The organism is Citrobacter portucalensis, assembly GCF_002042885.1.
Classification (GTDB): Bacteria; Pseudomonadota; Gammaproteobacteria; order Enterobacterales; family Enterobacteriaceae; genus Citrobacter; species Citrobacter portucalensis.
Window position 1 is genome coordinate 207,264 of the sequence record NZ_MVFY01000006.1, and the last position, 25,176, is coordinate 232,439.

Consider the following 25,176-nt stretch of genomic DNA (forward strand, 5'->3'; position numbering starts at 1 on the left):
ATCAAATTTCCTTGATGAGTGTGTTTACCGCGTGGCGTTATGCGGGTATCTTACGCCGCTGTTAAAAGGAGAATGCTATGTCCCCCCAGAAACCGGGATTACACCCACGCAACCGCCACAATGGCCGTTATGATCTTGCGACTTTATGCCAGGTTACGCCCGAGCTGACGCAATTTCTCACCCTCACGCCCGGCGGCGAGCAGAGTGTTGATTTCGCGAATCCGCAGGCAGTAAAGGCGCTCAATAAAGCACTGCTGGCGCATTTTTATGCGGTGAAAAACTGGGATATTCCAGATGGTTTTCTGTGCCCGCCGGTGCCTGGTCGTGCTGACTACATACACCATTTGGCCGACCTGTTGGGTGAAACCAGCGGAACCATTCCGGCAAATGCGAGCGTGCTGGACGTGGGAGTGGGGGCAAACTGTATTTATCCACTGATCGGCGTGCATGAATATGGCTGGCGATTCACGGGTAGTGAAACCAGTAGCGAAGCGTTTAACAGCGCTCAGGCGATCGTCAACGCCAATCCGGGATTAACCCGTGCTATTCGTCTGCGTCGCCAGAAAGATGCAACGGCAATCTTCAACGGCATCATTCACAAAAATGAGCAATATGAAGCCACATTGTGTAACCCGCCATTCCATGATTCTGCGGCCTCAGCCCGTGCCGGAAGCGAGCGCAAACGCCGTAATCTGGGACAGGACAAAGACGATGCGCTGAACTTTGGCGGACAGCAGCAGGAGCTGTGGTGTGAAGGCGGTGAAGTGGCGTTCATCAAGAAAATGATTGCTGAAAGCCAGGCCTTTGGTCGCCAGGTGATGTGGTTTACTACACTGGTTTCTCGCGGCGAGAACTTGCCTCCGCTGTACCACGCATTAACGGATGCGGGCGCGGTGAAAGTGGTCAAGAAAGAGATGGCCCAGGGACAAAAGCAGAGTCGCTTTATTGCCTGGACCTTTATGGATAACGATCAGCGTCGTCGTTTTATGGCGCGTAAACGCTAAAGCGTTGGCTCGGTTGGCGGTAGTGGTTCGCTTGCCGCCGACGCAGGACCATTCCCTGGTGCAGGTAACACTTGATACGTCTGTACCGGGGCGCGTATGTTGGCCAGATCGAAGTATTTCTTCACCTGGCTGTCGAGCGCAAAACGTACCGTCCACTGCTTCAGCGGTAAGGTGGTAAACGAGACCCGTAGCGTGAATGCCGTATTGGTTAATCCTACAATCCCGGCAAACGACGGTTCGCCGATAATCAGCCCGCGAATATCATCTTTTTCCATCACCGCAGCAACCGCGTCTTTCAACGCCTGATTCGCTTTATCCGCATCCTCATGGCGGTCTACGTCGTAATTGGCGACGACCGATCCAATTCCACGCACAAAGTTGGCGAAGGTCGTTATCGATGACCAGGGAATAATATGGTACGCCCCGGTGTCCTGACGCACGCCCACAGAACGAATGGACATTCGTTCAACCGTACCGGTGAGTGGACCGATGGTCACCAGGTCGCCGGTGTTCATGCCATTTTCAAACTGAATAAAAATCCCGGTAATAATATCTTTTACCAGCGTTTGCGAGCCGAAAGAGATTGCCAGCCCCAGCGCCCCGGCCCCGGCCAGCAATGGGGCGATATTAACGCCAATTTCCGACAGCACAATCATGATGGTGATCGTGCTGATGATCACCGCCAGCGCGTTGCGAAACAGCGTCAACAGGGTTCGGGTACGAGCGCTGGGTAGCGGGCGGCCATGAATATCGGAAGCCAGGCGATTTTCAATCAGGCTGGCGAGGATCGTCCAGCCGATGGCGGAGAAGAATAAAATCAGCGCGATACGGATCAGAATATCCACCGTTTTTTCTCCTGCGCCGTAATGCAGCCAGTTCCAGAAGTCGAACAGTCCCCAGGAATTCAATAGCAGCATGACCGCAACGCACACCGTCAGGATCCTGGCCACGCTTAACGCCGTCGACAGCCAGCCATTCAGCCGCTTTTGGAGTTCCGGATAGTTGCGCTGGGTGTGTGGCGAAAGGGTAATAGTTTTGGCTATCCAGCGGGAAAACATGCCGGAAACAAAGGCGGCAATTCCAATGATTACCAGGCTGCACAGCGTAGCGCCCATCATGAATTTCAGGCTGTTGCCCGGATCAAACAGCGAAAAGAAAAACAGCACAATGAAGTAGGCGCTGGCCAGCCAGTGCCATACCAACGCAAAGGCGCGGATAAACAGGCTGAAAAAAGCTAACGATCTTTCTGCCAGATTCTGTAAATGCAGCGTTATCTCTTTCTTGTTTCTGAAAATCAGGTACAGCGCCCATAGCGTGATACACAGCATGATGATGACGTTGGCCATCGCGCCGACCTGCACATTGACCTGATTGGAGATAATGGGAACGGCAACTATAAGCCCGTAACCAATCAAACTGCTTAATGAACTCAAACGCCGATTCCAGTAGCGAGCACCGGCATCCTGAATGTTAAACGGGCGCAGTTCGGCCACCGTTGGGCAAAATATCAGACGCAGAATGGCTTTGAAGAATTCAATAAGGGCAAAGGCATTGAGAAACAGGCTTTGCTGAAAGGCGATCGTGCGACTGCCGGCGTTCATTCGGTCGCTCAGTATTTGCCCGACAAACAATGTCAGCGCCAGCAGAAGCAAATCGATAATGAATGCGCCGATTATCATCGCCGGAAGCTGGAGCCAGTTGCTGCGTTCACGGTTTTTCCGCCGCGCCCATTGCCCCATTTTGCGATACAGCGGCAGCGCGCACAGGCGGATCAGCCAGTAAAACCCGAACACTGACGCCGCCAGCATTAAAAAATGAGTCAGGGCATTGGTGAACGTTTGCGGGTTAAAGGTCTTGTGCGGTGCATCGGTAATATTGCGATAAAGCTGGGCAAAGCGGCTGGAGAGCGCCTCACCGTAGTGCCGTGTGACATCCGTGACGTTTTCCAGCACCGTTTTTTCTTCTGTTAATGTGGGTGGAACAATGGTTGGCACCGGCTCGGCAGGGGGCGCTGTCGCCACTTTGCGTAACTGATCGATCAGTTCCTTCCGCGAGGTGTCATTTTCCAGTACATCAGCCAGTGCGCCGTAGGCCGCTTTCTTCTGTTCAACATCCGGCTCCTTTGCCGGGGCGGTTTGTGCGTTGGTTGACGTTGGCGTGGTGACGCCTGGTATCGTCACTGCCTGAGTCGGAAGACTCAACAGACAAACAAAGATGAACAGGATCCAGCGCATGACTCCTCCCATGAGAAAATAAATTCAAAAGGATAAGTATAGATGTCAGAGCGGGAGGGAATTGAAATGAGAGGATTCTGGTGAAAAACCTCCCTTCGGGCGAAGGGAGGTTGAGCTATCAGGAAACGTGCTGCAAGAATTCCTGTAAGCGTTGGCTGGGGGGATTTTCAATCAGGGCCTGCGGATTACCGTCTTCGGCAATTCGTCCCTTATCAATGAAAATCAGGCGTGAAGCCACTTTTTCGGCAAAGCCAATTTCGTGGGTCACAATCACCATGGTCATCCCTTCTTCCGCCAAATCCTGCATCACTTTCAGAACTTCATGACGCAGTTCCGGGTCGAGTGCTGAGGTTGGCTCATCAAACAGCATCATTTTCGGTTTTACTGCCAGCGCACGGGCAATAGCCACACGCTGTTGTTGACCACCGGACAGTTCAGAAGGGTAGTGATGTGCACGTTCGGCCAGACCCACTTTTGCCAGCAGCTCTTTCGCCAGTTTCTCGGCCTGTTCTTTATTCGCCCCGCGTACGCGCTGCGGTCCGAACATGACGTTTTCCAGTGCCGTCAGATGTGGGAACAGGTAGAACTGCTGAAACACCATTCCGGCTTCCTGACGGATTAAGCGCTCGTCTACCTTCGGATCGTTTACTTTCAGACCGTCGACGATCAGATCACCGGAGGTTATCTCTTCCAGTTTGTTAATGCAGCGCAGCAGGGTAGATTTACCGGATCCTGACGGCCCGATAATCACCACTACTTCACCCTGCTCAATGTTCAGGTCAATATTGTGCAGCACCTGGGTTGGACCAAAGTGCTTAGAAACGTTTTTAAATTCAATCACAGGATTTTCATCCTTCTTTCCAGACGACGCAGAATGAAGCTCAGCACCAGCGTAATGATCAGATAGAACACCGCAACGGCGCTCCAGATTTCCAGTGCGCGGAAGTTACCGGCAATGATTTCCTGGCCCTGACGGGTCAGTTCAGCGACGCCAATGACAATAAACAGCGAGGTATCTTTAATGCTGATGATCCACTGGTTGCCCAGCGGTGGCAGCATACGACGCAGTGCGAGGGGTAAAATAACGTGGCGGATAGTCTCTGTGCGTGAAAGTCCAAGCGCCAAACCGGCTTCGCTGAACCCTTTATGGATTGAGAGCACCGCACCGCGGGTGATTTCCGCAATATAGGCCCCGGAGTTGATCATGATGGTGACAACGGCGGCGCTAAAGGGGTCAATGCGTAAATCGTTAAATGCCATTGGCAGAGCGAAGTAAATAAACATTACCTGCACAACGATTGGCGTACCGCGAATGACTTCGATAAACACCAGCGCTACGTGGTTGGCGATCCAACCGCCGAAAGTGCGCGCAAACCCTGCTGCAAGTCCGATTATCAGACCGCCAGCCAGACCGAGGACCGAGATCCACAGGGTCATTTTGGCGCCTTCAATCAAAAGCGGGATGGCGGGCCAGATGGCACTCCAGTCAAACTGCATATGTCGTTCCTGTTACCGTGGTGTAAATATTCAAATGCCCGTTTTGCCGGATGTGCTGTGCTTATCCGGCCTACAGGTCTCAAAAATCCAGGCGTAGGCCCGGTAAGCATCACGCCACCGGGCAACGCTGCCGGTTATTATTTAGGTTCAGTACCGAACCATTTTTTGTAGATTTCGTTGTAAGTACCGTTCTCTTTCAGCGTTTTCAGCGCGCCGTTCACTTTTTCACGCAGGTCGTCGCTGCCTTTCGGGAAGGCGATACCGTACTGCTGGGCTTCCAGCGATTCGCCTACAGCTTTGAACTGACCATTGCCAGCTGTTTTGATGAAGTAAAGAATGTTTGGTGTGTCGTGCAGTACAGCGTCTGCGCGGTTGGTGCCCAGTTCCATATATGCGTTATCGATATTCGGGAACTGACGCAGGTCTTTGGTTTTGATATTCGCTTTCGCGTAATCAACGGAACCGGTGCCGCTCTTAACTGCAACGACTTTACCGTCCAGATCTTTTACGCTTTTGACGTCGTTGTTATTCGCTTTGACCATCACTAACAGACCGCTTTTGTAGTAGCCGTCGGAGAAGTCGATCGCTTTTTTACGCTCATCGGTGATGGTGATACCTGCCAGTGCCAGGTCGATATTTTTGGTTTGCAGAGCCGGGATGATGCCGCTGAAATCCATCGGTTTCAGTTCATAATCCAGTTTCAGTTCTTTGGCCACGGCAGCCCACAGATCCACATCAAAACCAACGTATTTGTCACCCTGTTTGAATTCAAACGGTACAAACGCGGTGTCGGTTGCGACAACCAGTTTCTTGTCTGCGGCATGGGAGGACACCGCAAAAGCCAGGGTAAGTGCAGCCAGTGAAACTTTTAATACAGACTTCATAGGATTTCCTTTTATATCCACGGGGCGATCCCCTGCGAGAACATATGGCTTAATGAAAAAATCGTGCCAATTTTGCAACTCATTGTTTTAACAAGAGGGTGTCTCGTTTCTCTGCACAATAAGTAGGGCATAGCGAATAATCTGCACTGTTTTGGGGCACTCATTTGGTGCGAACCAGTCACGGTGCAAACGGTATGACTATTTAGCGTAAAAATTGTTGATAAAACAATCTTTCGTTAACGATTGTGTGAAGTGATTATTACAAATAATTTACTTTGGAGTGACGAATGATCAATGTTATGCACCATAGATGTGCAAAACCCCCGCCGAAGCGAGGGTTATATAGGTAATTCTTATGTCTGCTGTTACTCAATGTTGGCTTCGATAAACCACAGGAATTTATCGAGGTCGCGAGAAGCTGCGGTAAAGATATCCGCGGTATCTTCGTCTTTTGCTTCGCTGATAGCTTTACGTACGCTGTTTGCAACTACGGCATAACGTTCGGCCAGCTCTTTTAAGTGGTCCTGTACGCTATGGATATCCAGCGGGTAACTTTTCAGAGGCGTTTTGCTGTTAATAACCTGAGTTGTGCCCAGTGCCACACCGCCCAACTGTACGGCGCGTTCAGCCATGGTGTCGAGGTGATCGGTCAGAGCTGTACGGAAGCCATCCAGCATTTCATGTACTGCAATGAAGTTTGCACCGCGCATGTTCCAGTGAGCCTGTTTGGTGATCAATGACAGGTCAATGAACTGGATTACTTGCTGATTCAGCAGTTCTACGGTCGCTTTCTTTTCGCTATCAGACACATCGTTGCGGGTATAAAGGAGGGCGGATGCTTTTGTTTTTACCAGTTTCGCGGTACTCATATTTTCATATCCTCTTGATATTTATGTCCCAACTCTTCAACGGAATTAAGTATAGCGCTAAATTTGGATTTTTGTTTCCGGTGTTGCCTATCACTTTAATAGCGAAGACAAGGGTGAATATAAAATATCAAATAAAATCAATGTGATGAGGGTTTTGTTACTTGCGTGGTGTTATTTTTATGTTAATTTTAAGTTTAAATGAAATATGCGGATGAGAAAATTATATTTATTAGAATTATTATCACGCAGATTTACAATTGGATATTCTGCATGATTATGCAAACCATGCAGAATAATACGTGGTTAATTCACGTCGACTTGTTTTATTTGTGGCTCTTTACGAATAGTGAGCGTAGAGCCCATTGATGCGACAATAATGGCGCCCAGAGCGAGCGTCTGGATAAGCGTCAGCGTTTCACCGAGGAAGATCATTCCGGAAACCGCTGCCAGCGCGGGTTCCATGCTCATCAATGTACCGAAAGTACGCGTAGGCAGGCGCGTCAACGCAATCATCTCCAGTGAATAGGGAAGCGCAGTAGAGAGGACTGCAATGGCCAGACCTAACGGCAGTATGGACCAGTGCCACAGGGCATCTCCGGCCTGGAGTGCGCCGATTGGTACAAATACCAGAGCTGCAATGAATGACCCTACTGCGACGGTTGCCGGACCGTGTTCCGCCCCGGCTCGCTGCCCGGTAAGAATATAGATGGCCCAGCAGGCGCCAGCCCCCAGCGCCAGCGCTGCGCCGGTTAAATCTACGTGAGAAACGTCCTGACCCAGAGGCAGCAGGAACCAGAGCCCGAGTACTGCCAACGCAACCCAAATGAAATCCACCGGGCGTCGGGATGAAAACAGCGCTACCGCGAGCGGGCCGGTAAATTCCAGCGCCACGGCGATTCCCAGTGGGACGGTTTGGATAGACAGGTAGAAAAGATAGTTCATCCCGCCCAGAGACAGGCCATAAAACAGTAGCGGCAGGCGTTGTTCTTTGGCGAATCGTAAACGCCAGGGCTTAAAGAAAGCGATAAGAATGAGCGTACCCAGCGCAAGGCGCAGCGCGGTAACGCCCGGCGCACCGACGAGTGGGAACAACGATTTTGCCAGTGATGCTCCGCTTTGAATGGAGGACATAGCAATAAGCAAAACCAAAATAGGCAACCAGACTGGCGCTTTACGTGACAACCCCGGCATCCTTTCTCCTGTCAAATGATGATTACACGTCTCCATCTGTGCCACGCTTCAGCATTGTTCCGACGCAGATGATTTTATGTATAGAAAAGTAAAACAGCGAGTGTAATGGAATTACGCTCAACTGGTTGAGTATTCGTTGAAAAAAAAATTGCTCAGTTCCGTACAATGGCATGAAAATGATGGATTAATAATCTGTGTGATTAGGAATGTTCTGGATGAATGTGCCATATTGTGCGCGCAATAATGGTATTTTCAGTTGAAAAAGTGATGTTAATTGAAAGAGATAGCGGGTTTTTGAAATGTTCTGTTACATGAAAGACCCCATTAGACATCGCGAATCGCAAAGAGTTTCCCATCAATTTTTGGTATATTTAAAACTTAAGATTTACTTGAAGCACATTTGAGGTGGTTATGAAAAAAATTGCATGTCTTTCAGCACTGGCCGCTGTTCTGGCTTTCTCCGCAGGTACTGCTGTAGCTGCTACTTCTACCGTTACCGGTGGTTACGCTCAGAGCGATGCTCAGGGCGCAGCGAACAAAATGAACGGTTTCAACCTGAAGTATCGCTACGAGCAGGACAACAACCCGCTGGGTGTTATCGGTTCCTTCACTTACACTGAAAAAGATCGTACCGATGCTTCTGGCGACTACAACAAAACCCAGTACTACGGCATCACTGCTGGTCCGGCTTACCGTCTGAACGACTGGGCAAGCATCTACGGTGTAGTGGGTGTTGGTTACGGTAAATTCCAGAACGCAGCATCTCCGGCTGACAACCACAGCACCAGCGACTACGGTTTCTCTTACGGTGCTGGTCTGCAGTTCAACCCGATCGAAAACGTTGCTCTGGACTTCTCCTACGAGCAGAGCCGTATTCGTAGCGTTGACGTTGGCACCTGGATTGCTGGCGTGGGTTACCGCTTCTAATCACTTCGGTGATATGAAAAATCCGCCTCTTGGGGCGGATTTTTTTTGCGTGTAATGCAGGAAGGAATGTCGTTGTAGGCCTGATAAGCGCAGCGCATCAGGCATCGGTAGCAAAATGCCTTATCCGGCCGACAACGTATTATTTGGTTGAGAAAATATCGGTACCCAGATGGTTGTAGTCCACCTTCTGCAGTTTGAAGTTGGTGATGTACACCGGCCCGGCTTTTTTCTCTGAGATAAAGCGGTAGTTGTTGGTGATTTCCTTTGCGCTTATCCCTGTCCACTGCGAGAAAAAGCTGAGGAAATCATTGGCGGAGCGACGGGCTTTAATCACCCGATGCGCTTTATCATCGCTCGACAGCACCATGAAAGGCACCTGGAAATTCTGCTGGAACTGATCGTCATGCGCCAGGTACTGCACCTCTTTTCCCCGCTCTTTAAACGCGAGGCCATGATCGGAGAAATAGACCATCGAGAAGCTATTACCGCTGTTACGTAACTGCTCGTAAAGCTGGCGCAGCAGGTCATCCGTCTGCGTCATGGTGTACAGATAACAAGATGTCTCTTTTGACTGGACGAAAGTCTCGTATTTACCCTGCGTTCGGTCACAGGCCTGCGGATGCGAGCCCATTAAATGCAGCACGATGAGCTGTGGCTGGGTGCGCTCGGTTGCCAGCACCTGGGCAGTCATCTTCAACAGCGCTTCGTCACGGGTGTTTTTATCCGCTTCGAAGTCACCGCTTTTGAGGAACTGAACCTCATCAGCGCGCTTCGCAATGCTGGCGATGGCCGTATCGTATTCACCAATCTGTCCCTGATTGGAAAACCACCATGTCTGAAAGCCCGCGCGGTTAGCCAGGGTGACAAAGTTATCCTGGAACTGGGGTTTATTATCCACTACCCGATTAAGCGTTAAGCCGAGCGATTTTTGCGTTGAACCGCTGGCAGCAATGTAATCCGCAAAGATATAGCCGTTAACGGAGCTGGCAAACGGGGTGTTATCCCAGTGACCACCAAACGCGCCTAACGCATCGCGGCGGGCGCTTTCACCGATTACCACGACGTAGGTGTGATACTTCGGTTTAACGGCGGTTACCGTCCAGCTGTCTTTTACGCTCGACAGTTTCGCCATACGCTCTTGTTCGTCGAGCACTTCGTTGTTATTGACGATAACGTCCTTGGCGAAACGGAAAACCGGATAGCCAGTGTCTTTCAGCTTGAACACGCCGCCCCAGGCCAGGTTTTGTACCGGGGTAACAAAGAATGCGACAACGCTAAACAGCAAACAAATGCTGTCGAACTTATTCCAGCTGCGCTGCTGCACATCTTTTTTACGGCGTACGGCGATAACGCCAAGGGCAAAAATAAACACCCCAACCAGATAACTGTACCAGGGGAAGATGGTCAGGATCTCTGTTGACTCTTCCATATTGGTTGAGTGCAGCGCCAGCAAGGTATTGAAGTTCGGTGAGCCGTAAGCCTGGCCGAACGGAAAGTACATTGCCGCAATGAGTGAGCAAATGCCAATCAGTGCTTTCTGCGCGCGCGGCGCGCTACGCCACAGCAGCATCAATATACAGGTGAAAGCAACGCTATAGAGCAGGCTAAGCGGATAGCCCAGAGCAAGGTTTATTAGCAGAGACTGTAAGAAATAGAGGCCAGTCCACGGACTAATTGCCCGGCTACGAGCAATGATTGAATCTTTGAGGGTTAAATTCATATGCCACTGTTACAAAAACGCCATGTGCTTACCCTGGCGCTAAGGGTCATTGCCTGCCTGAGAGAGCGAGAAGAGGGATAGGGTCCGCATCCGCGAGCCGCAATATACGCAGGGCTGCGAAAAGATAGAGTGTGCGCAAGAGAAGGTCAACTACTACAAAGAAATTGTTTTGCGAGGGACGTGGCAAAACTGACAAAAAGAAGGGTTATTGAGACGAAAACCACCACCGTACCCGAATGACGGCAGGAAAATGAAGCGGCGTACCGCGACGCCGCATTATTTTTCTGAAGGTTTATCCTGCTCTGGTTTGCTGTTAATCATGTCACACAGCATAGAGATCAGCATCAACCGTACTTTAAAGGGAGAGTGGCTAAACACGCGTATACACCTCTTAAATTCATTCATGTAAACCTCCTGACTTCACGATCCCATCAGTCCTTGAGGGATGTCTTTATTATATACAGATATAGCACAGGCTATATTATATAGCTATTGCTAAAACGTTAATTTTTTGTGCCCACGCAACTCTGGTTTACAATGAGCGCTCTCTAATCAGATGCCGTTAACGCGTCACAGTAACGAGGAAGCAGAATGAGTCGTCGCGCAGGTATGCCAACAACAAAAAAAGTGACGCAATTGGTGAATGTCGAAGAACACGTTGAAGGATTTCGTCAGGTCCGGGAGGCGCATCGCCGCGAACTGATTGATGACTACGTAGAGCTGATTTCCGATCTCATTATTGAGGTAGGTGAAGCGCGCCAGGTGGATATGGCAGCGCGACTTGGGGTTTCCCAGCCGACGGTTGCTAAAATGCTTAAGCGCCTAGCTTCAGTCGGATTGATTGAAATGATCCCGTGGCGTGGGGTGTTCTTAACTGCAGAAGGTGAACGACTGGCCCAGGAGAGCCGGGAACGTCATCAGATTGTGGAAAATTTCCTGTTGATGTTAGGCATCAGCCCGGAAATTGCCCGTCGCGACGCGGAGGGGATGGAGCATCACGTCAGTAAGGAAACGCTGGAGGCTTTTAGCCGGTTTACGCAACAGCAAGGAACGGGCTCTGAATGAGTTTTCCTTTATTACGTGCTTTACAGCGCGATCGTTTTTTCCAGCTGTTAATCATCGTTGGGGTTGTACTGAGTCTGTTCACGCCATTTACGCCCCGGTCTTGGCCAGGGGCGATTGACTGGCACACGATAATCACGCTTAGCGGCCTGATGTTACTGACCAAAGGCGTGGAGCTAAGCGGTTATTTCGATGTGTTAGGTCGCAAGATGACCCGCCGCTTCAAAACAGAGCGCCAGCTGGCGATATTTATGGTGCTGGCGGCGGCGTTGTTGTCGACGTTTCTGACCAACGACGTTGCATTGTTTATTGTTGTTCCGCTGACCATCACCCTGAAAAAATTATGTGCCATTCCGGTGAATCGCCTGATTATCTTTGAGGCGCTGGCGGTAAACGCCGGATCGTTGCTCACGCCAATAGGTAATCCGCAAAACATTCTGATGTGGGGACGCTCAGGCTTATCGTTTACCGCGTTTACCTGGCAAATGGCGCCGCTTGCGGGGGCCATGATGCTGACGCTGGTGGTGCTGTGCTGGTTCAGTTTCCCGCATAAAGCGTTGCACTATCATACCGGTACGCGCGCGCCTGGCTGGCAACCACGCCTGGTATGGAGTTGTCTGGCGCTGTATATCATCTTCCTGGCGGCGCTGGAGTTAAAGCAAGAGCTGTGGGGTCTGGCTATTGTGGCGGCAGGGTTCATGGTACTGGCGCGTCGCGTGATCCTCAGCGTGGACTGGACGTTGCTGTTAGTATTTATGGCGATGTTCATTGATGTGCATTTGCTGACGCAGCTCCCGGCCTTGCAGGGGATTTCCCACCAGATTGGCACGCTCTCAGCACCGGGACTTTGGTTAACGGCTATTGGCCTGTCGCAGTTTATCAGTAATGTGCCCAGTACGATTTTGCTGCTGAACTATGTCCCGCCGACGCTGCTGCTGGCCTGGGCGGTTAATGTGGGCGGCTTTGGTCTGTTGCCGGGATCGCTGGCGAATCTCATTGCGTTACGGATGGCAAACGACCGACGGATCTGGTGGCGTTTTCATTGGTATTCGGTACCGATGCTGATATGGGCGGCGCTGGTGGGGTATGGTTTGCTGCTGTTGATGTAATTGATGTGATGTGCCGGATGGCGGCTGGCGCCTAATCCGGCCTACTGCGTTGGTAGGCCCGATAAGCGTAGCGCCATCGGGCATATATAGCAGATTAGTTCAAACGAACCGGCATACCTGAACGGTTCTGTACCGCCTGCTCAACGACGGCTTGATCGACGTCAGACTGGCCGGTGATGCTGGTAATGCTCTTGGTCAGGGTAATCGGTACGATTTCTCCGCCTTCGAACTGTGCTTCAGTCGTAGACAGTGGGTTATGTACTTCGATGTAACGGCTGCCGTCTGGTTCGGTAGTGGCTTTTACCGGCTCATCAATAAACTGTACACGGGTGCCGACTGGCACATTTTCAAACAGGAATTTGATGTCGTCGTTACGCAGACGCACGCAACCGTGGCTGACGCGTAAGCCTACGCCGAAGTTAGCATTGGTGCCGTGGATGGCATACAGGCGACCGATATACAGCGCGTACAGTCCCATCGGGTTATCCGGACCTGCCGGAACAACGGCTGGCAGCGGCTCGCCCGCAGCGCGGTATTCCGCATGCATTTTCGCCGTTGGCGTCCAGGTTGGGCCCGCTTTTTTACGTTCTACTTTGGTTGTCCAGTTGATTGGCGTGTCTTTGCCCAGCTGGCCGATACCGATCGGCAGAACAATTACGGTGTTGGTGCCTTTCGGGTAGTAGTACAGACGCATTTCAGCGCTGTTGATAACAATACCTTCATGCACGGTATCCGGCAGGATCAACTGCTGAGGAATGTTCAGCACGGTGCCGCCTTTCGGCAGGAAGGTATCCACGCCCGGGTTGGCTTCCAGCATGTTAGACAGACCCATCTGATACTCTGCCGCAAAATACTCCAGCGGTTGGGTGTTGCCTTCAGGAATAGTAATGACCTGGTTTTGGCCAATCAAACGGCTACCATCAGTCGGCAGCGGGTACGTGACGGCTGAAGCGGTATTACAAAAACCAACTATTGCGAGTGCCGCCGCGAAAAGCGTTGTTAATTTCATATTCATATTCATGTATGCGAGATTCAGTGCCAGGCAGGCTAGTGGGTTGAGATTTATGTAGTGTTGGGCACGCATTATATGTGCAATCTGAGCAACAAGGAATTCGGATGTGTACTAAATCACATTTTTTTCCTTTTGGTTTCACTTTTTCCCTTCCGCATGAAGACGCGATCTTCTTGCAGACTTATGGCATAATAAGCGGTTTGTCACATATTTCTTTCTCTTTCAGGATACGCCAGTGTTAGTTTCCAGCAACGTCACCATGCAGTTCGGCAGTAAGCCGCTGTTTGAAAATATTTCCGTCAAATTTGGCGGCGGCAACCGTTACGGCCTGATTGGCGCGAACGGTAGCGGTAAATCCACTTTTATGAAAATTCTCGGCGGCGATCTCGAACCGACGCTGGGCAACGTTTCCCTCGATCCTAACGAGCGCATTGGTAAGCTGCGCCAGGATCAGTTCGCCTTTGAAGAGTTCACCGTGCTCGACACCGTGATCATGGGTCACGCTGAACTGTGGGAAGTGAAGCAGGAGCGCGATCGCATTTACGCCCTGGCCGAGATGAGCGAAGAAGACGGCTATAAAGTTGCTGACCTCGAAGTTCAGTATGGCGAAATGGACGGCTACTCTGCGGAAGCGCGTGCGGGTGAACTGCTGCTGGGCGTAGGTATTCCGGTAGAACAGCATTACGGCCCGATGAGCGAAGTCGCACCCGGCTGGAAGCTGCGTGTGCTTCTGGCGCAGGCGCTGTTCTCTAACCCGGACATTCTCCTGCTCGACGAACCAACGAACAACCTGGATATCGACACCATCCGTTGGCTGGAGCAGACGCTGAACGAGCGTGACAGCACCATGATCATCATTTCACACGACCGTCACTTCCTGAACATGGTCTGTACGCACATGGCGGATCTGGACTACGGCGAACTGCGTGTTTATCCGGGTAACTACGACGAATACATGACGGCGGCAACCCAGGCGCGTGAACGTCTGCTGGCCGATAACGCCAAGAAGAAAGCACAGATTGCCGATCTGCAATCCTTCGTCAGCCGCTTTAGCGCCAACGCGTCTAAATCTCGACAGGCGACTTCTCGTGCGCGTCAGATTGATAAGATTAAGCTCGACGAAGTGAAAGCGTCCAGCCGTCAGAACCCGTTCATCCGCTTCGAACAGGATAAGAAACTGTTCCGTAACGCGCTGGAAGTGGAAGCGCTGGCGAAAGGTTTTGATGAAGGCCCGCTGTTTAAAAACTTCAACCTGCTGCTGGAAGTAGGGGAGAAGGTTGCCATCATTGGTGCCAACGGCGTGGGTAAATCCACTATGCTGAAAACGTTGGTTGGCGACTTACAGCCGGACAACGGTACCGTTAAGTGGTCTGAAAACGCCCAGGTCGGTTACTACGCGCAGGATCATGAATACGAGTTCGAAAACGATCTGACCGTTTTCGAATGGATGAGTCAGTGGAAGCAGGAAGGCGATGATGAGCAGGTAGTACGTAGCTTCCTTGGTCGTCTGCTGTTCAGCCAGGACGATATCAAGAAACCTGCAAAAGTCCTCTCCGGTGGTGAAAAAGGACGCATGCTGTTCGGTAAGCTGATGATGCAGAAACCGAATATCCTGGTTATGGATGAACCGACCAACCACCTGGATATGGAGTCTATCGAGTCGCTGAACATGGCGCTGGAAATGTACCAGGGCACGCTGATCTTCGTTTCTCATGACCGTGAGTTCGTCAGCTCGCTGGCAACCCGCGTGATTGAAATTACGCCGGAACGCGTAATCGACTTCACCGGTAACTACGAAGATTACCTGCGTAGTAAAGGCGTCGAATAAGTCTCCCGTCGTTCTCGTGTTACAGGTGTGATGGTTGCACCTGTAACACGAGATACTTAGGGATAAGGGGATATAAAATTAAACAATCCCCAGCGCGCGTTTACCGTGGATATTCAAATCCTCCAGCGTGAAGCGTCCTTCCCAGTTAGTTTCATAATCCTCCCGTGGAAAATCACCCGGTGATGCACCTTTTTCCAGCGCGGCCTTCACTTTGTGGGCGTAGGCCAGATTCTTTTCGCACATCGGTGCGGCAGGAATGTACATCACGTTACCCCAACCCTGCTGATTTTCCACCGGTGCGACGGAGTGAATCACATCACAATGCCACCAGACGGAGTCTCCGGCGTCCAGTTGTGGAATGCTGGTTAACGCTTCAATCAGCAGAGGATGCCATTGCGTGGAAATCGGCAGCACCCGGCCGGGCGCGACGCCGCAAAGTTCATCTTCCGGCACATCGTCAAGCAATGGGCGTAACAGCACATACGCCATCGCTTCAGGGATCGGGACCACATGCAACAATCCCTGACCTGGCAGCATATCGGACAGTGCAGTCCAGCCCTGGAAGGTACGGAATACCGAACATTTGGTGGTGTTATCCACCGTGTACTCTTCTACCTCAGTGCGATGCGCCGCCTGCCACGGATTGTAATCTTCCAGCTTGCCATTGAAAACATGAGCAAAGACCTGCTGATATGCCGGAAGAAGCCAGCGTTCCAGCGCGCCGGAATCCGTATGCGCGCCCAGCCCTTTAGACGTGGTTCCCGGCGGTCGACGGCGAATGCGGTCAGGGTAAATAACGCTGATATCCGGGTTAAACCATTGTTTACCTTCGCTTGTAAAGGTCCACAAACGATTGAGGAACGACTGTGCATTGGCCATTTCTTCACTCTGGCGGGCCTGCATCTGCGCCTGGGACCAGTAGATGGGGTAGATTTCAGGCCGTGATGCGCTCAGAGTACCGAAGAAATTATCGCCGGGTCCTTTATAGACGTCGTCAAAGTGGTTGCGGTCCAGATAGTCCAGCATTGAGCTGTCCCATCCGAGAGCCTGTTCGCGAGGGAAATGACCTTTAATGACTGCGCATCCGCGACGCTTAATATCTTCACGCTGCTCTGCACTTACGTGGCCCGCTTTGATATCTGCATAAGATATCACTGGCCACACTGGGGCACCTTGCGCTTTGAGGGCGTTGATTTCCGCCACGCGGGTGGCGATAGCATCGCTCAACTGATTGAAGATTAACTGAACATCCCCAAGCTGTGCCCGCAGTTGCTGTTTCATCTGCCGGATTGCCGCTTTGTGATCGGCAGGCAGCGTGTCGCTGGTAAAAGTAAAAGCCATATCCACCTCGCATTAACTTTCATTCGAAACTTAACTAACTTACAGATGATAATATAAGTTAAAATTTAGTTAACGCAAGTTTAAAACTTGATGGAGTGAGCAAAATAGAAAAAGAGTGAAAACCGGGATGAGGGATACCCCGGTTGGCAGGATTAGACGTTAAAAGGGGAGGTGTTATCCAGCACAGCCTGAATTACGTTCAGCGCGCCCTGATGGTTATTGTCGTCGGTCTGATAGCGAGCAATCGCTTTGATATTCTCTGCCGCGTTGGCCATGGCGAAAGAGTAGTGCGCCATTTTCAGCATTTCCGCGTCGTTTCCGCTATCGCCAATGGCGACTACGTTTTGCGGTGACAGGTTCCAGCGTTTAAGCAGGCGGCTGATCCCGTTGGCTTTATGTAGGCCCGGAATGATCAGATCGATAAACCCGAAGCCGCTGGTGACTGGCTTCATAATGCCGTCCAGCGCAGCATGCAGGTGATCGATAACCAATGGGATTTGTTGGTCCGGTAAATTTAGCGAGAACTTGAACAGCACATCATCGATATCCTGATAATCCTTTACGAGTTTCAGGCGATGGTAGTGTTTTGACATCAATGCGACAAAGGACTCCGGCGCATTTTCGCTAACGTAAGCGCTTTGCAGCCCACAAGCCACAAAGTTGAGCTGCTTATCTTTTAGCAGTTCACCAATGACAATACGGGATTCGTGGCGGGTAAGCTCGCCGTGAAACAGCTGTTTGCCATGTTCAAAGACCAAAGCCCCGTTCTCAGCGACAAAAGAAATTTCCTCTTTGAGCTCCGGGAAAAAGGAGATCAGCTGGTAATACTGGTTACCGCTGGCCACGACAAATTCGATATTTCGTTTTTTCAGTTCCAGATACTGCGCCATAAAACGTGCACGATCGTATTTCTTGGCGTCGTCGAGAAAAGTTCCGTCCATATCGGTGACGATAACTTTGATGGTCATAAAGATAGGCTCCTGGCGATTACTGCAACCAGAAACATTCTAATAACAATGTGACCTGTAGCACAAATTTAATTTCGAATGAAAGTAAAAAGCCGGATGGTAGCTTTGCCTTACCCGGCTACGGGGAGAGTCGTTGTAGGCCGGATAAGCGTCAGCGTATCCGGCAATGGGGAGGGTGGCGTGCCGGATGGCGGTGTGGAATCTCATCCGGCCGACAATATTGTTTACAGCATATGTTCAGTACGCGCGATGATGTCGTCTTGCGCATCCGGAGACAGGGCGGTGAAGAAGGCGGAATAGCCTGCGACACGCACCACCAGGTCACGATATTGATCCGGGTGTTTTTTGGCTTCCAGCAGCGTTTCACGGGAGACAATGTTGTACTGAATATGCCAGCCTTTGTGCTCTTCGAAGAAGGTACGCAGCAGGATCATCAGCTTTTGCTTATCGGATTCATTTTCCAGCGTGGCCGGGTTGAGCTTCTGATTTAACAGCACGCCGCCGAGAATCGAACCGGTCGGCAGTTTACCCACCGAACCAATTACCGCCGTTGGGCCGAGATGGTCCGTACCGGAGGCCGGGCTTGCGCCTTCTGCCAGCGGAGTGTGTGCTTTACGGCCATCCGGCGTTGCCATCGTTGCTGCGCCGAACGGCACGTTTGCCGAAATAGATGAGGTCCCGGCGTAGTAATTGCCGCCAACCGGGCCACGTCCGTAACGCGGATTATGATACTGTTTCAGTTCATCGATATAGGTCTGATAAGCGCGGGCCAGCAGCGTATCAACGCTATCGTCATCGTTGCCGTATTTCGGCGCGCCGTTGATCAGTCGTTGGCGTAACTGCTCATGGGTCAGACCGTCAAAATCATCGGCCAGCGCGGCGGCCAGCTGTTGTTGACCAATAGCGCCCTGTTCAAAGACCAGTTTCTTCACTGCTGCCAGGCTATTACCGAGGTTGGCAATACCCACCTGCAAACCCGATACCCAGTCATACTTCGCGCCGCCTTGCTTAATGCTTTTCGCCCGTTCAATGCAGTCGTCTACCAGCGCGGAACACAGAATATCGTGCACGTTCTCTTCCAGCATGGTGTCGACGACATACTCAATTTCTATGGATTTACGCGTGTAGTAGCGGATTTGCGTATCCCAGGCATCCATCACTTCGTCGAAATTGTTGAAGTTACCAGCCGAGAGCGCTTTTTCCTGTGGCAGAAAGACTTTGCCACTGGTGGCATCACGCCCACCTTCCAGTGCCGCCAGCATCACGCGGGCAAAGTTAATAAAGCTCATGCCGGTGCAACGGTAGCCCCATTTCCCGCCGACTGCGGTTTCGATACACCCAATGGCCGCATAGTCATAGGCATCCTGCGGTTCAATGCCCAACTTAATGAATTCCGGTATGACGATTTCATCGTTATTAAAGGCTGGCATCCCGAAACCGCAGCGGATCACCTGCACGCAGGCATCAAGGAAGTCATTACTCATCCCCGCGTGATAACGCACGCTCAGGTTTGGCTGCGTAGAACGCAGACGGCCGCAGGACTCCAGAATCGCGTAGGAGAGCGGGTTGACGGCATCCATCGGCTGGCCGTTGATCAGGTTTTGACCACCAATGGTCACGTTCTGATACAGCGGACTGCCCGCCGAGGCTTTCGAATGGGAGCCGGAACGGATTTTGTTCACTTCCAGCAGTTTCAGCCAGCAGCTGTGCAACAGTTCAATGGCGTGCTCACGATCCAGACTCTGGTTCAACTCGACGTCGCGACGATAGAACGGGTAGAGGTATTGATCCATACGACCAAACGACACCGAGTGACCGTTTGATTCAATTTGCAGGATCAGCTGGATGAAATAGCACAACTGCAATGCCTGCCAGAACGTTTTTGGCGGCTCATGGGCGATCACATCGCAGTTTTCCGCCATGGTCAGCAGTTCATCTCGACGGCTGGTGCGGGTTTCCGTGGACGCCATTTTACGCGCCAGCGCGGCAAAGCGCTCAATGTGAAGGCTGACGGCTTCCAGCACGATATCAATCGCTTTCAGGAACTGATCGCCATGGAGGTCTTCCAGACATGTCAGATTGATGCGGGAGCGACGTTCATCGACTTTGTGACGCAGGCCGTCGAGACCTTTTTCCAGCAGCAGCGGGAAGTTTACCGCCAGGTGTGCGTCGCCGGAGGTCATGTTACCTTCGGCTTTGATAATGCCGGTTTCCAGCAGCCCTTTCTGCTCATCAGTGAACATCCCGTAGCAGCGATCCTGCACGGTCTGACCACGCCACCATGGGCACACCTCATGCAATACACGTTTGTTCTCTTCGCTTACCGCAAAGCCTGCGCCCGGTCTGTCGGCGAGGTCGTCGATCTCTTTTTCAATCCAGGAGACGGTGTATTCCGGGAAAATAGGCGCGGCACGCACTTCGCTTGCCTGGTTACCAATGATCAGTTCGTCATGTTTGATCCAGATGGTGCGTTCCGCCAGATGATGAGCTAGTGCCAGTGCACGACGTACCGGGATAGGCTTATCCAGGTGTTGCTGATACATCTCGGTATAGTGCTGGGCGCGCTCGGTACAAACCGGTGGTTTCACGATGTGGATCAGGGCCGTTTTATGCGCTTTGATACGGTCGCTGAGTGTGTCCAGTTTCAGAGTGGTCATGGCGATTATCCTCGTAGGGTCGCGGTTAAACCTTTAAGGCTGGCGTACTGCTGGGCAAATTCGAGCAGTGCTGGCGCATCAAGCGGTTTATCCGGTGCGTTGTAGGGTTGACTGAGTAAGTGGTATTTGTTGATGCCAAGGGTGTGGTAGGGCAAAAAATGGATCTCACCGACGTGAAGCTCATCGGCGGCAAAATCGGTAATGGCCTGAATAGCGGCTTCGTCTGCGTTGAATCCCTGAATCAGCGGTACGCGGATAATCATTTTTTTACCGGCGGCAGCCAGTTTTTTTAGATTTTCCAGTACGCGAGAGGCACGCCCATCGGTCCATTGTTTAAACGGCGCATCCGCCACGTGTTTTAGATCGGCGAGAAACAAATCGACGTCAGCTAATGATGGTTCAATATACTTCCACGGGACATGCAGACAGGTTTCCACCGCGGTATGAATGCCTGCGTCGTGGCTGGCTTTGAGCAAAGCAGCTGCCAGCTCTGGCTGCATAAACGGTTCACCGCCGGACAGGGTGAGGCCTCCGCCACTGCGGTCGTAAAACGGTTTATCTCGCAATACGGTCGCCATGATATCGTCCACGCTTTTTACCTCTCCGCAGACGGTTAACGCCTGAGTCGGACAGCAGTCGGTCAGTACGGTGAGAGCGTCATCGGTCAGTTTTTCGCGATGAATAAGTAATCCGCCCAGCGCCCGTTCAATCACCGCGGGTGCAGCCTGAGCACAGAGATCGCAACCGTCGAGGCACAAACGCGCGTCATAAAGCAGGTCCTGCGTGCGGGCGCGGCTTTCCGGATTCTGGCACCACCGACAGCCCAGGGAGCATCCCTTAAGGAACACCACCGTACGAATACCGGGACCATCATGCGTGGAGTAGCGCTGGATATTAAAAATCATAAGCGACCTCTCTTCTTTCGTATAAAGATTAAATTACTTTCGAATGAAAGTTATATTGACATGCGTCAACTAACCGTGAGGTTTCGCCGTGCTACCTTTTATTCATGCTAATTATTCGTTTGAGGAAAGGTTATGGAACTCTATTTAGATACGTCTGATGTTGATGCGGTAAAAGCTCTGGCGCGCATTTTCCCGCTGGCAGGGGTGACCACTAACCCGAGCATTGTGGCGGCAGGGAACCAGACGCTGGAAGTACTACTGCCGCAACTGCAGGAAGCGATGGGAGGGCAAGGGCGTCTGTTTGCTCAGGTGATGGCGACCACCGCCGAAGGGATGGTCAGCGATGCGCGTAAGCTACGGGCAATCATTGCTGATATCGTGGTCAAAGTGCCGGTGACAGCAGAAGGTCTGGCGGCTATAAAATTGCTGAAAGAAGAAGGGATCCCGACGTTAGGTACTGCGGTATACGGTGCAGCTCAAGGGTTATTGGCTGCTCTGGCGGGTGCGGAATACGTTGCGCCATACGTTAACCGCGTGGATGCGCAAGGAGGGGATGGCATTCAGACGGTGGCCGACCTGCAGACGTTACTGAAAATGCATGCCCCGCACGCCAAAGTACTGGCAGCCAGTTTTAAAACACCGCGTCAGGCACTGGATTGTCTGCTGGCGGGCTGCGAGTCCATCACGCTACCGCTGGACGTTGCTCAGCAGATGATTAGCTCTCCGGCGGTTGATGCTGCCGTCGCGAAGTTTGAGCACGACTGGCAGAGTGCATTTGGACGCACGTCGATCTGATGCTGTTGCCGGGTGGCGCTAACGCTTACCCGGCCTACGTTGGAGCCGTTGTAGGTCGGGTAAGGCGAAGCCGCCACCCGACTTTTTTACTGCCCGCAAACCTCACACCCCGGGTTGCGCATCAGCTTCATTTCGCGAAACTGGCAGGTCATGGCATCGTACATGACGATTTTTCCGGATGCCGGTTTACCGTAGTTTGCCAGTAGCTTAATGGCTTCCATCGCCTGTAACGATCCGATCACGCCGATCAGCGGGGCCATCACTCCGGCTTCTACGCAGGTCAGGGCATTTTCACCGAACAGACGACTCAGGCAACGGTAGCAGGGCTCACCGTCCTGGTATGTAAATACGGTAATTTGTCCTTCCATGCGAATAGCTGCACCGGAAACCAGCGGGACTCTGGCGGCAAAACATCCGGCATTCAGCTGATTGCGGATGCTGACGTTATCCGTACAGTCCAGCACCAAATCGTGTTCGGCAATAAGCGCGTGAATCTCGCTATCGTCAAGCAGCGCATTCACCGGCGTAATGGCGATATAAGGGTTAATCCGCGCCAGCGCGTCACGGGCGGATAGCACTTTGGGTTGCCCGACGGTTGCATCGCTGTGCAGCGTCTGGCGTTGGAGGTTCGACACGGAGACCGTGTCAAAGTCGAGCAGGGTTAAATGTCCGACGCCAGCGCCTGCAAGGTACTGAGTTGCTGCGCATCCCAGTCCCCCCAGACCAACGACCAGTACCCGCGCATCTTTGAGCGCTTCCTGACCTTCGAAATCGAAGCCGCGCAGAATGATTTGCCGGTTATAGCGCATCATCTCCTGGTCGCTGAGTTCTGCCATTACAGGCCTCCAAACAGTGCGTTAAACGGCTCGACCTCAACCCATTCTCCGGCCTCAACGTTACCGCGATCGCGCTCCAGCACGATAAAGCAGTTGCCCTGGCTAAAGGAGCTAAAAATATGCGAGCCCTGGTGTCCGGTGGTGGTGACTTCCAGTTCGCCTTCCGCGGTACGCTGCAATACACCACGTTGAAAATCCAGACGCCCTGGCGTTTTCTTCAGGCGTGAGGCTGTGCGCACGCGCTGGCGCGGAGGTAACCCACAGGCGGTGTTTCCGCTGAGTTTCGCCAGCAGCGGTTGCACCAGTTGATAAAAGGTGAGGGCCGCAGAAACCGGATTACCCGGCAGGCCGCAAAACCAGCTGTTGCTCAGTTTACCAAACGCGAACGGTTTACCGGGTTTGATGGCCAGCTTCCAGAAGGCAATTTCTCCCAGCTCTTCCAGAATGGTTTTGGTGTAATCCGCTTCGCCTACCGAAACGCCACCAGAGCTGATGACGACATCGGCCTGGCTGTCGGCTTCGATAAACGCGGCCCGCAGCGCGTTGGGATCGTCGCGAATAATTCCTAAGTTGATCACTTCGCAGCCCAGTTGCTGCAGCATCAGGTGAACGGTCAGACGGTTTGTGTCATAAATCTGCCCGTCGCCCAGCGGTTGACCCGGCAGTTGCAGCTCATCACCGGTGGAGAACAACGCCACGCGAACTTTGCGAACGACCGGTACTTCGGCAATGCCGAGCGAGGCCAGAACAGGAAGCTCGGCGGTTGTCAGACGAGTTCCGGTAGGGAATACCACCGCGCCGTTTGCGATATCTTCACCGCGCAGACGAATATTTTGTCCGCTGCGGACCTCGGCGGTAAAACGCACACCGTCGTCAGTTTGTTCCGTTTGCTCCTGCATCACCACCGCTTCACAACCGGCAGGCACCGGGGCACCGGTCATAATGCGGATGCAGGTTCCCGCAGGCCACTCGCCGTGGAATGGTTGACCAGCAAAGGCTTTGCCAGCCACCGCAAGAGGCTGGTCTGATTGTAAATCGGCTAATCGCACCGCATAGCCATCCATTGCCGAGTTATCGAATCCCGGCACATCAATCGGGGAGATGACGTCGGTGGCCAGAATGCGGCCAAAGCATTGAACCAGCGGCAGCGTTTCGACGGCGGTGAGTGGGGTAATACGCGAAAGCATCTGAGAGAGAGCCGTTTCAAGCGGCATCAGTCCGGCGGTAAATTCCATGAGAAGACTCCTGCGGGGCAAAATCGAATCCGCTCATTATGTCAGAAAATGGACGCGGACAGTATGCTACCTCAGGCTTAGGATCCGATCTGAGACAGGTTTTCTGCCAGAGAATAGCGCTACAGGAAAAATGCAGTATAGACTCATTATTTCTGCTTTTTTCCAGGAGGCTAAATGGCTGCGACTATCCCGAATTCAATTCGACAACAGGTGAATGCCGCCAGTGCACTGATTGCGCGGATTATAGAGGGCGACCTGGTTGCTGTTCATTTGTATGGCTCTGCTGTTGAAGGTGGCTTAAAGCCCCAAAGCGATATCGATTTACTGGTTACCATTAGGCAGCCACTGAATACCCGGCAAAGAAAAGATCTGATGCAGGGTTTTCTGGAAATATCAGCACCGCCTGGCAGCGTTGATAGCTATCGGGCGCTGGAAGTGACCATTGTGGTCTATTCACAACTTGTGCCGTGGCGATTCCCACCGTCAAGAGAAATGCAATTTGGCGAATGGTTGCGTGACGATATTCGCGCGGGAATTGTTGAACCGAGACAGGTGGATCCTGATCTTTCGATCCTGCTGACCCAGGCCCGGCGCGCCAGCGTAGCGTTGTTCGGTGAACCCGCTGAGACGTTATTCAACGTCATCCCTTTTAGCGATGTCGTGCAAACGTTTCGGCATATCCTTGATATGTGGCAGAAACCGGGCGATTTAGAGGGTGACGAGCGAAATATCATCCTTACTCTGGCGCGTATTTGGTACAGCGTAGTTACGGGCAATATTGTCGCTAAAGATGAAGCTGCCTCCTGGCTTATACCGCAATTACCCGATGAGTATGCTGATACGCTGCAAGCCGCACGTGCAGAATACCTGGGGTTAACCAAAAAGAACTGGGCTGCGTCTATGCCATCTGTTGAACGCTTTGTGTTTTATGCAAAAAAACAGATTGCCGATCGGCTTGAATAATATATTCAACGATGTTGGAAGAAACTCTTTCTGTTTAACTCATCTAAATAACCTGATGGGATGGGGCGTGAGGTACGGGCCTTAACCTTTACATGACGTCTGCATCTTTCTATATTCAAAAATCGAATCAATAAGTCAC

Annotated in this window: 22 protein-coding genes; 7 read left to right on the plus strand and 15 right to left on the minus strand. The window is 52.0% G+C overall.

Annotated features, from left to right (window positions below):
• Window positions 1-77: 77 nt before the first annotated feature.
• On the plus strand, window positions 78-1,004 hold the full coding sequence (gene rlmF, locus BZK40_RS11340; protein ID WP_016152368.1) for a 23S rRNA (adenine(1618)-N(6))-methyltransferase RlmF: 927 nt from the start codon (window positions 78-80) through the stop codon (window positions 1,002-1,004).
• On the opposite strand, the gene ybiO is transcribed toward rlmF, so the two are convergent.
• From ybiO to rhtA, 6 genes are all read right to left on the minus strand, one after another.
• Window positions 1,001-3,238 (minus strand): mechanosensitive channel protein, encoded by a 2,238-nt coding sequence (gene ybiO / locus BZK40_RS11345; RefSeq protein ID WP_079934649.1) that lies wholly within the window; start codon window positions 3,236-3,238, stop codon window positions 1,001-1,003. The genes rlmF and ybiO overlap by 4 nt on opposite strands.
• A 118-nt stretch (window positions 3,239-3,356) precedes the next feature.
• Window positions 3,357-4,079, minus strand: coding sequence for a glutamine ABC transporter ATP-binding protein GlnQ (gene glnQ, locus BZK40_RS11350; protein ID WP_048226011.1), 723 nt, complete (start codon window positions 4,077-4,079; stop codon window positions 3,357-3,359).
• A complete protein-coding gene (glnP, locus tag BZK40_RS11355; protein ID WP_003035248.1) occupies window positions 4,076-4,735 on the minus strand; it encodes a glutamine ABC transporter permease GlnP in 660 nt (219 codons plus the stop codon). The genes glnQ and glnP overlap by 4 nt, the downstream gene beginning before the upstream one ends.
• A gap of 137 nt (window positions 4,736-4,872) precedes the next feature.
• A complete protein-coding gene (glnH, locus tag BZK40_RS11360; protein WP_003035251.1) occupies window positions 4,873-5,619 on the minus strand; it encodes a glutamine ABC transporter substrate-binding protein GlnH in 747 nt (248 codons plus the stop codon).
• 365 nt (window positions 5,620-5,984) lie between these two features.
• Entirely contained in the window at window positions 5,985-6,488 is a 504-nt protein-coding gene (gene dps / locus BZK40_RS11365) for a DNA starvation/stationary phase protection protein Dps (protein WP_003035253.1), read from the minus strand.
• A gap of 303 nt (window positions 6,489-6,791) precedes the next feature.
• A complete protein-coding gene (gene rhtA / locus BZK40_RS11370; protein ID WP_008784209.1) occupies window positions 6,792-7,679 on the minus strand; it encodes a threonine/homoserine exporter RhtA in 888 nt (295 codons plus the stop codon).
• 411 nt (window positions 7,680-8,090) lie between these two features.
• Here rhtA and ompX point away from each other — a divergent pair, with 411 nt between their 5' ends.
• Entirely contained in the window at window positions 8,091-8,606 is a 516-nt protein-coding gene (gene ompX, locus BZK40_RS11375) for an outer membrane protein OmpX (RefSeq protein WP_048214619.1), read from the plus strand.
• A gap of 139 nt (window positions 8,607-8,745) precedes the next feature.
• On the opposite strand, the gene BZK40_RS11380 is transcribed toward ompX, so the two are convergent.
• The gene (locus BZK40_RS11380; RefSeq protein ID WP_048235776.1) at window positions 8,746-10,326 is read right to left on the minus strand and encodes a phosphoethanolamine transferase; all 1,581 of its coding nucleotides are present in this window, start codon (window positions 10,324-10,326) and stop codon (window positions 8,746-8,748) included.
• A 276-nt stretch (window positions 10,327-10,602) separates the two neighbouring features.
• Window positions 10,603-10,731 carry a manganase accumulation protein MntS gene (gene mntS, locus BZK40_RS11385; protein WP_003831584.1) on the minus strand — a complete coding sequence of 43 codons (129 nt, stop codon included), beginning with the start codon at window positions 10,729-10,731 and terminating at the stop codon, window positions 10,603-10,605.
• A 186-nt stretch (window positions 10,732-10,917) separates the two neighbouring features.
• Here mntS and mntR point away from each other — a divergent pair, with 186 nt between their 5' ends.
• Both mntR and BZK40_RS11395 read left to right on the plus strand, forming a co-directional pair.
• Entirely contained in the window at window positions 10,918-11,391 is a 474-nt protein-coding gene (gene mntR / locus BZK40_RS11390) for a manganese-binding transcriptional regulator MntR (RefSeq protein WP_003831586.1), read from the plus strand.
• Window positions 11,388-12,497, plus strand: a complete 1,110-nt coding sequence (locus tag BZK40_RS11395) for an anion transporter (protein WP_079934650.1) — start codon at window positions 11,388-11,390, stop codon at window positions 12,495-12,497. The genes mntR and BZK40_RS11395 overlap by 4 nt, the downstream gene beginning before the upstream one ends.
• Window positions 12,498-12,591: 94 nt before the next feature.
• Here the strand turns inward: BZK40_RS11395 and ldtB are convergent, their stop codons facing one another.
• Complete coding sequence (gene ldtB / locus BZK40_RS11400) at window positions 12,592-13,512, minus strand: L,D-transpeptidase (RefSeq protein WP_008784213.1); 921 nt, start codon at window positions 13,510-13,512, stop codon at window positions 12,592-12,594.
• A 232-nt stretch (window positions 13,513-13,744) separates the two neighbouring features.
• Between ldtB and BZK40_RS11405 the strand changes: the two genes are divergently transcribed.
• Complete coding sequence (locus BZK40_RS11405; protein WP_008784214.1) at window positions 13,745-15,337, plus strand: ABC-F family ATPase; 1,593 nt, start codon at window positions 13,745-13,747, stop codon at window positions 15,335-15,337.
• Between the two features lie 78 nt (window positions 15,338-15,415).
• On the opposite strand, the gene BZK40_RS11410 is transcribed toward BZK40_RS11405, so the two are convergent.
• From BZK40_RS11410 to BZK40_RS11425, 4 genes are all read right to left on the minus strand, one after another.
• Window positions 15,416-16,678 carry a DUF1479 domain-containing protein gene (locus BZK40_RS11410; RefSeq protein WP_079934651.1) on the minus strand — a complete coding sequence of 421 codons (1,263 nt, stop codon included), beginning with the start codon at window positions 16,676-16,678 and terminating at the stop codon, window positions 15,416-15,418.
• A gap of 152 nt (window positions 16,679-16,830) precedes the next feature.
• Window positions 16,831-17,646, minus strand: a complete 816-nt coding sequence (locus BZK40_RS11415; protein ID WP_079934652.1) for a Cof-type HAD-IIB family hydrolase — start codon at window positions 17,644-17,646, stop codon at window positions 16,831-16,833.
• A 224-nt stretch (window positions 17,647-17,870) separates the two neighbouring features.
• The gene (locus BZK40_RS11420; protein WP_079934653.1) at window positions 17,871-20,303 is read right to left on the minus strand and encodes a glycyl radical protein; all 2,433 of its coding nucleotides are present in this window, start codon (window positions 20,301-20,303) and stop codon (window positions 17,871-17,873) included.
• Window positions 20,304-20,308: 5 nt separating this feature from the next.
• Window positions 20,309-21,208, minus strand: coding sequence for a glycyl-radical enzyme activating protein (locus BZK40_RS11425; RefSeq protein WP_079934654.1), 900 nt, complete (start codon window positions 21,206-21,208; stop codon window positions 20,309-20,311).
• A 132-nt stretch (window positions 21,209-21,340) separates the two neighbouring features.
• Between BZK40_RS11425 and fsa the strand changes: the two genes are divergently transcribed.
• Window positions 21,341-22,003 carry a fructose-6-phosphate aldolase gene (gene fsa, locus BZK40_RS11430; protein ID WP_032942786.1) on the plus strand — a complete coding sequence of 221 codons (663 nt, stop codon included), beginning with the start codon at window positions 21,341-21,343 and terminating at the stop codon, window positions 22,001-22,003.
• A gap of 86 nt (window positions 22,004-22,089) precedes the next feature.
• On the opposite strand, the gene moeB is transcribed toward fsa, so the two are convergent.
• Complete coding sequence (gene moeB / locus BZK40_RS11435) at window positions 22,090-22,839, minus strand: molybdopterin-synthase adenylyltransferase MoeB (protein ID WP_057067348.1); 750 nt, start codon at window positions 22,837-22,839, stop codon at window positions 22,090-22,092.
• On the minus strand, window positions 22,839-24,074 hold the full coding sequence (moeA, locus tag BZK40_RS11440) for a molybdopterin molybdotransferase MoeA (RefSeq protein ID WP_008784221.1): 1,236 nt from the start codon (window positions 24,072-24,074) through the stop codon (window positions 22,839-22,841). Before moeA ends, moeB begins: the two co-directional genes overlap by 1 nt.
• A 174-nt stretch (window positions 24,075-24,248) precedes the next feature.
• Here moeA and BZK40_RS11445 point away from each other — a divergent pair, with 174 nt between their 5' ends.
• Entirely contained in the window at window positions 24,249-25,037 is a 789-nt protein-coding gene (locus tag BZK40_RS11445; RefSeq protein ID WP_032942791.1) for an aminoglycoside nucleotidyltransferase ANT9, read from the plus strand.
• Window positions 25,038-25,176 lie beyond the last annotated feature (139 nt).